Origin of the sequence: Streptomyces sp. NPDC058955, assembly GCF_042741435.1 — a bacterium.
GTDB lineage: Bacteria > Actinomycetota > Actinomycetes > Streptomycetales > Streptomycetaceae > Streptomyces.
In genome coordinates this window covers 1-5,689 of the sequence record NZ_JBHYKM010000087.1, presented here as the reverse complement: position 1 = coordinate 5,689, position 5,689 = coordinate 1, and the positions used below count along the sequence as shown (strand labels likewise).

The following is a 5,689-nucleotide window of genomic DNA, read 5'->3' as shown; positions in this document are numbered from 1 at the left end:
GCGGTGTGGTCGCGGGTGTGGGCGGCCGCGGGTTCATCGTGGCCGTGGGGGGGGGGGCGCGGGCGGGGGGAGGGGCCCTGCGGGGCCGGTGCGCGGCGGCCCGGCACGGCAGCGGCTCAGCTGATGTCGACACCCCACATGGTGTAGTCGATCCCGACCTCGCCGTACCCGATCTTGAAGAAGCCGCCGGCGCCCCAGTACTCGCCCCAGCTGTTCTTGCAGATCCACGCCTGCTCGGCGTCGCTGTAGCCGATCACGCAGACGCAGTGGCCGCCCCGGAAGGCGCCGGGGGAGGCGCTCTTGCGGTAGACGGCGGAGTCCTGCGGATTGGCCGCGAAGTAGTCGAAGAAGTCCTGGTAGACGGTGTAGCCGGTGACCAGGGGGCCCCAGCCGTTGGCCATCCACGACTTCATGTCGTCGGCGTTGGTGAGCTGGTAGTAGTTCTGGACCTTGGTGACGCGGTTGGCGACGTCGTAGCAGGCCGTGCACGCGGGCGTCGGGTGGGCGGTGGTCGCCGGTCCGACGTACGGGAAGCAGGCGTCGTCGGCGACGCCGTACCAGTACCACCAGTTGAGCGCGTGGTCCGGCCACCAGCCGCCCGTGTTCGCCGGCTCGCCGACGTTGCCGCAGGTGCGGCCCGCGCTCGTGGCGTAGCAGAAGAACAGATGGGCCTCGGAGAAGTCCGGGTTCAGGTACGGGTTGTTGCGGCGGACCTGGAGGGTGGCCTCGACCGCCGCGGTCACGCCGAAGGACACGCAGCTTCCACAGTTGCCCTGGCTCCTGACCGGCGTCACGTAGTTGTACCCGTTGACGTTGCGGTAGTCGTACCAGCTGGGCGCGCTGGTGGAAGCGCCGTACGCCTTCGCGGAGAGCGCGGCGAAGCTCGCCTGCGCCTTCATCTCCCGCCCGTACAGACTGAGTTCGCCCGCCTTGGTGTTGGGGACGAAGCCCAGCTTGTACGGAGGCTGGGTGCTGGGGTCCATCACGGGCTGCCCCGGCCGCGGCGGCTGCCCGGGCTGTCCGGGCTGGCTGGGCGCGATGTAGCCCGCGCCCGGCGTGTGGTGCGGGGCGCCGCCGCCCGACTGGAAGGGCCCGCCGGTCTGCGGCGGCGGACCGAACGCGGCCTGGAGGCTCTGCCGGTAGCCGGGGCCCGTCAGGTACTTCGCGTACAGGTCGGCCGGCACGGCGGGGGCGCTGACGGCGAGCGCGCCGTCGAAGCTCAGGGCCAGTGCCGTCTCGCCGATCGGGATCCTGCCGGACGTCTCCCGGCCGCGCCAGTCGCCCGTCAGGCCCTGGAGCTTGAACTGGATCTGCGGGGTGCCAGCCTCGCCGGTCCAGTCGTCGGGGTGGAACGGGAAGACGATCTCGTACGTCGGCAGGTTGTTGGCGTTGCCGCCGGAGTCGACGGTGACCAGTGTGTAGCCCGCCACCTTGGGCCGCTGCGGTTCGTTCGGGCGGACCGGCGGCGTCCACTCCCACTTCAGCAGCGCCTTCGAGGCGGGGTCGACGACGAGCGCGGCGTCCACGAAGATCAGCTGCGTCCGCTGCATGTACCGCGTCGGGTAGAACGCGAACGCGGCGCCCGTGTCCGAGATCGGCAGGGTCTCCCGGTACTTGTAGCCGACGTGCGGGTCCTTGAAGTCGACGAGGAGTTCCATCTGGGCCGAGGTCGGCTGGTGGGGCCAGGTGAACTGGACGACGCCGGTGGTCTCGCCGCCCTCCTCGCCGACGGCGGCGCACTGCACGACCCGGGGGCCGGTCGGCGTGGTGTAGCTGGCGGAGGGGACGATCCGCTTGACGAACGGGCTGTTGGAGAGCAGCACGTTGAACGGCAGCTTGATGTCGTCCTCTTCGACGAACAGGTGCTTGCGCGGGTCGAAGGCGCCCAGTTGCTGCTCGAAGTTGAAGGACACCTGGTGGATGTTCTCGCCGATGCCGGCGAAGTCGAGCGCCTGGTCGAACTGGGCGGTGTCGGAGAGCTGGACGCTCTTCATGGACACCGAGACGCCGCCGAAGAAGCCACCGGGCGCCGGGGCGTCCACCGGTTTCGGGTCGGGCTGGATCCACTGCCCGACCTCCAGCTTCACGAACTGGTCGAAGATCGCGTCGAGCAGCTTGGTGAGGTCGACGCCGCTGGGCGGCTGGCCGACGATGCTGACGTTGAGGGCCTGCTGCTGGCGCAGGTCGGCGCGCACCGACTGGTAGTCCACGGAGCCGTTGACCAGGCCGAAGTAGCTCGCGCGGGCCTTCACGTTCCAGGAGAAGTAGTCGTACGCCTTCTTCTTGTACCCGCTCGCCCTGATCTGGCACTGGGGGATCAGGTACTGGTACCGGTAGGTGAACATGATCGCCACCTGCGGCGGGTACGGCGAGGGCGTGGCGCCCAGCATCGCCGCGAAGTGGTCGGCACCGTCGGGGGTCAGCTCGATCGCGAAGGCGATGGAGGACGAGGATCCCACCTCGACGCCCTTGAGCTGCTGCCCCGGCCGGGCGTACATGTCCAGCCCGAAGACGTCCATCGTGCCCGGACTGAGGCGCAGCGGCTGGAAGTTGAAGGCTCCACCGGTGGGGTTGATGTTGTAGAGCGTCTTGATCAGGTTCGTCCACTGCTGCCGCGTGCCCTCGCCCGGCAGCTCGACCACCAGCTCGACCATGAAGCTGAGGATGCCGCCCAGCGTGGTCTTGCTGCCGTCGGGGTTGTTCCGCACCTTCTTCGTGACCATGAAGGCCGGCTCGCCGTCCGGATTCTTGGCGATCCGCCCCCAACGCGGCGCGTAGAACCAGGTGTTGGGGTTGTGCCCCTTGAAGAGCACGAACGGCATCTGCGGGTCGGTGGCGATGGCGACCGTACCGTCCACCAGGTTGAAGCTCGGCACGGCCGCGGCGCCCAGGTCGAGCATCGTGGCCGAGTCGAAGGGGTCCGGCACCATCGACGGCACCGACTGCGCGGAGAGGGGCAGGTCGCCCGGCTCGATCTGCGGGAAGTCGACGCCGTGCACCGCGCTGGGCACATCGGGCCGGTTGTTCGGGTCGGCCCACGCCGGATCGAGCGGCACGCTGTGCTGCCCGGGCGACGACGGCGAGGAGGGGGACGACGGCTGCGGCTTCGACGGCTGGGGTTCCGGTGGCTTGGGCCCCGGCCCGGACGCGCCTGGCTTCGAGGTCTGCCCGGCGTCGCCGCCGCCGTACGAGGACGAGGACGAGGAGGCGTCGGCGGAATCCGAGGAGGAGTCCGACGACTGGTGGGGCTTCGAGTTGTCCGGCTCAGGCTGATCGGCCATGACTGCCTCTTCTCTGCGGGGAGGCGTGAAGCACCTCCCGGTGCACCCTTCATAACTCTCCGTGGTCCCGGGTGCGACCGGGCGAGGCCCTGAAGCCTGGATCCATGGACCAGTGGAGTGGTGCACGGCCCGTCCCCAGAGCCTCCGTTCGTCACCTCGGTGCCGTGCGGCCCCTGAGGAAGGCGATCCGCACCTGGCGCTCACCCATCACGTTCCGTAATCGATGCCCCGGCGTACGCCGTGCCTCACGATCCCGCGAAGGCGAGCAGCAGCGCGGCGGTGCGCTGCGGTTCCTCCAGGATCGGTGTGTGGCCGGCGCCGGGCAGCAACTCGACTCGCGCGCCCGGCACCGCGTGGTAGTCGGCCGCGGACGAGGGGCGCCACCTGCGGTCCTGGTCGCCGAAGATCACCTGCAGCGGTTTGCCGACGGCCTTCAGGCGCTCCGGGAGCGGCTGCCGGCGCAGATAGGCGAGGGACGCCTGCATCGAGGAGGTGAGCGCGTGGAAGCTCATGCCCCGCAGTGCGTCGACGAGTTCCTGCGGGACCTGGAACCCCGCGCGGAAACCGGTGCTCGCGAAGGCGCGGATCTGGTCGTCCGTGGGCGGCCAGTGCGCGGGGTCGATCGGGGCGCCGCCCGGGGCGAGGAAGGCGTCCATGCTGGGGCCGGTGTTGATGAGCGCCAACGCCGCCACCAGGTCGGGTCGTTGCTCGGCGAGAGCGGTGGCGGTGTAGCCCCCGCTGGAATGGGCGACCGCCGTGACGCGCGTGACGCGGAGCCGGTCCATCGCCGCGCCGAGCATGCGTGCCTGCGCGGAGGTCTCGTAGCGGCGGTCGGCCGGCTCGGAGGAACGGCCGTGCCCCGGAAGATCGATCCGGATGACGCGATGGGACGCTGCCACCAGCGGAACAAGGGCGTCCCACGACCGGCTGGAGGCGGCGGATCCGTGGATGAGCAGGAGAGCGGGGGCGTCGGCGGGGCCGTCCTGACGTACGTAGAGGTCGCCGTCGTCCAGCGGGAGAACCGCCTCCCCGGCGGTGACGTCGACGTCGCTGCTCGCCTGCGGATGCCTGTCGGAAGAAGTCATGGGACCACTCTTCCCTCCGGTGGGTACCTACGGCGTGGAAAATGGTTCCGACCCCGGCGCGCGTAACACCTGACGATGAGGCCCCTCATGAGCGAACGTGACGATCCTGCCGCGTGGCACATCGCCCGGCCGCGGCGTCCCGGCCGGTTGGCCGGCGTCGAGATGGCCGGATTCCGGGTGCCCGGCCCGATCGCAGGCGGCCTGCGGATGATCCCGCACCCGGCCGTGATGCTGATGCTGGAGTTCGGCGCGGGATCGTCCACCGTGGACGACGGCGCCGGGCGACGGCAGCCGGGAAGTCTCGTCGCCGGGCCGGGATTCGGCGCCGGAGGCGGAGTGCGGGCGCGGGGCACGCACGTCGAGTGCGTACAGGTGCGCCTGTCTCCCGTCATCGCCGGAACGATCCTGGGGGCCCGCCCGACCGAGCTGGCGGGCACCATGGTGTCCCTCGACGACCTGTGGGGCCGGGAGGCGGCACGGATACGGGAACGACTGGGCGAGATCCCGTCCTGGGAGGACCGGTTCGCCTGGACGGACGCGCTGCTCGCCCGCCGCTACGAGGCGCGGCCGCCCGTGGATCCGGCGGTCGCCTGGGCCTGGAACCGTATCGTCGCCGGCGGCGGTCTCGTCCGGGTCGAGGACCTGGCGGCCGAACTCGGCTGGAGCCGCAAGCTCCTGTGGTCCCGCTTCACCGCGCACCTCGGCATGCCGCCCAAACGCGCCGCGAAGCTGGTCCGCTTCGACCGCGCGGTGCACCGCATGGTGGCGGGCGAAGGCGCGGCCCGCGTCGCCGCGGACGGGGGCTACTGCGACCAGTCCCATCTGCACCGGGACATCGTGGAATTCACCGGCGCGACACCGACGGCGGTGGTCCACGAGCCGTTCCTGACGGTGGACCGCCGGGCCTGGCCGACCGGGACGGCCGCAACCTGAGACGACGACACGCTCAAGTCCGAGGGATCCGGGGGATCCGAGGGAGATGTCCCCCCGCCGGCCCGGGTGCGGCAGCGTCGATGGCCGCGGGCGGCGTAGGGTGGCGTGCCCTGCCGGGGTCGGCGTCGTTGAGTCCGGCATGACGATCTCCCACTGCCGTGTCCTCGTCGCCGCCGCTGTCGCCGCGACCGCCGTCCTCGCCTCCGCCGGGGCGGCCTCGGCCGACGCCGTCGGCAACCACGCCCCTGGCCTCGGACTCCTGTCCCAGGCCTTCGGAAACGGCGACCAGCAGGCCAAGGCCGCCGACCCCCTGCCCACCCACAACGCGCTGAACAACAACCGCGTCCCCTGACCGGAGCGGCCGGGCCCGGCGCGGTGCGCATGCGCATG

General features: G+C 71.1%; 4 protein-coding genes. 2 read left to right on the top strand and 2 right to left on the bottom strand.

Annotation, left to right across the window (positions count from 1 at the left end):
- Window positions 1-116: 116 nt before the first annotated feature.
- Both ACFW1I_RS27270 and ACFW1I_RS27265 read right to left on the bottom strand, forming a co-directional pair.
- On the bottom strand, window positions 117-3,281 hold the full coding sequence (locus ACFW1I_RS27270; protein ID WP_384674791.1) for a C1 family peptidase: 3,165 nt from the start codon (window positions 3,279-3,281) through the stop codon (window positions 117-119).
- Window positions 3,282-3,526: 245 nt separating this feature from the next.
- A complete protein-coding gene (locus ACFW1I_RS27265; protein WP_384674789.1) occupies window positions 3,527-4,366 on the bottom strand; it encodes an alpha/beta fold hydrolase in 840 nt (279 codons plus the stop codon).
- Window positions 4,367-4,528: 162 nt separating this feature from the next.
- On the opposite strand from ACFW1I_RS27265, the gene ACFW1I_RS27260 reads away from it, so the two are divergent.
- Together ACFW1I_RS27260 and ACFW1I_RS27255 are read left to right on the top strand one after the other, a co-directional pair.
- Window positions 4,529-5,299: a helix-turn-helix domain-containing protein gene (locus tag ACFW1I_RS27260; RefSeq protein WP_384674846.1), complete on the top strand. Its 771-nt coding sequence runs from the start codon at window positions 4,529-4,531 to the stop codon at window positions 5,297-5,299.
- A gap of 139 nt (window positions 5,300-5,438) precedes the next feature.
- Window positions 5,439-5,651 carry a hypothetical protein gene (locus ACFW1I_RS27255; RefSeq protein WP_384674787.1) on the top strand — a complete coding sequence of 71 codons (213 nt, stop codon included), beginning with the start codon at window positions 5,439-5,441 and terminating at the stop codon, window positions 5,649-5,651.
- Window positions 5,652-5,689: the final 38 nt, after the last annotated feature.